The sequence below is a fragment of the Psittacicella gerlachiana genome (assembly GCF_003585965.1).
GTDB classification, from domain to species: Bacteria; Pseudomonadota; Gammaproteobacteria; order Enterobacterales; family Psittacicellaceae; genus Psittacicella; species Psittacicella gerlachiana.
In genome coordinates this window covers 1-1365 of record NZ_NRJF01000282.1, presented here as the reverse complement: position 1 = coordinate 1365, position 1365 = coordinate 1, and the positions used below count along the sequence as shown (strand labels likewise).

Here is a 1365-nt window from a genome sequence, read left to right as displayed (position 1 = left end):
GTTTACGATATTTTTGGCCAAAATATGCAAATAAATAAGATACGATTAAAAATCTAACTAAACGAGAGATAAAACTAAATACAAAAAAGATGATAAAGTTATACTCAAAGAAGCCAAAAGCTATCGAAAATATCTTAAAAGGTAATGGCGTAAAACCAACTAATACTACCGAAAGAATTCCATGCTTATCTAAAAAAGCTTCAACTTGCTGAAAAGTAGCATTATCATTTATATTTCCTGCATCTACCGAAGATCCCGAAATAAGAGAAAAAATATGAGCAGCTACATCATGGAAGAAATATCCGAGAATATATCCTACGCAACCACCTAAAAGCGAATAAAAAGCTGCATAAAATGCTAACCTAAACGCTTGGTGAGGTTTTTGCATTGCAATAGGTCCTAAAAGCACATCTATCGGAATCGGCAAAATTATAGCTTCTAAAAAACTATAGACACAAAGAAAAAGATTGGCATTTTTATGACCAGCGTAATAGGTTACTCGATCATAAAACCTCTGCATTAATTTCATCTTATTTTTCCTTCTGAATTAATACAACAGCTTCAACAGCAATACCTTCTTTTCTTCCAGTAAAACCTAGTTTTTCACTAGTTGTCGCCTTAACAGAAATATTTTCAACTGCAGTATCAAGAACTTTTGCAATTGATTCACGCATTTGGAAAATATAATCAGCAAATTTAGGAGCTTGAGCAATTATTGTTGCATCTAAATTAACTAATGTATAACCATGTTGTTTAATTAAAGAGTAGGTTCTTTCTAAAAGTAATCTACTATCTATTTTGTGAAACTCTTGAGCGTTATCTGGGAAATGCTTACCTATATCACCTAAAGCTAATGCCCCTAAAAGAGCATCACAAATAGCGTGTAAGAGAACATCCCCATCACTATGTGCTAAAAAATTATATTCATAAGGGATAGCAACTCCTCCCATTTTTAAGGGACCAGCTACATTGAGATCAAAAGCATGAACATCAAATCCGTGTCCAATCCTAAACATTGTCTTTATTTCCTATGTTTAAATAAAACTGCGCTAAAGATAAATCTTCAGGTACAGTTATTTTTAAGTTATGTCTACCTAAAGAAACAATTTCCACTATATCTGAAAAATACATTAAAACTGCACTTTCATCGGTTAAACTAGAAAATATTTGAGAAGCAGGCATACCCTCTAAATTTTTATTATACAATAACTTATTTTCAGCTATTTTACTATTTTCTAGTTTTTTTAGAGCTGAAAACTTCTCAAGATATCTAGTATAAGGTTGATAATAAGACTCCTTTTCTACCGACTCATTTAAATATATAAAGATTTTTGTCAAAAGATAATACAAATATAACAAATTAAA

Annotated in this window: 2 protein-coding genes and 1 pseudogene; all 3 read right to left on the bottom strand. The window is 30.9% G+C overall.

What is annotated here, in order from left to right; genetic code table 11:
* Nucleotides 1-529 (bottom strand): YqaA family protein (locus CKF59_RS07690; protein WP_147397159.1); only part of this gene is annotated, 529 nt, incomplete at its 3' end.
* 1 nt (nucleotide 530) lies between these two features.
* Nucleotides 531-1016 (bottom strand): 2-C-methyl-D-erythritol 2,4-cyclodiphosphate synthase, encoded by a 486-nt coding sequence (gene ispF, locus CKF59_RS07685; protein WP_119535319.1) that lies wholly within the window; start codon nucleotides 1014-1016, stop codon nucleotides 531-533.
* Nucleotides 1009-1365: pseudogene (locus CKF59_RS07680) on the bottom strand (2-C-methyl-D-erythritol 4-phosphate cytidylyltransferase); the annotation flags it as partial. The pseudogene CKF59_RS07680 and the gene ispF, both read right to left, overlap by 8 nt.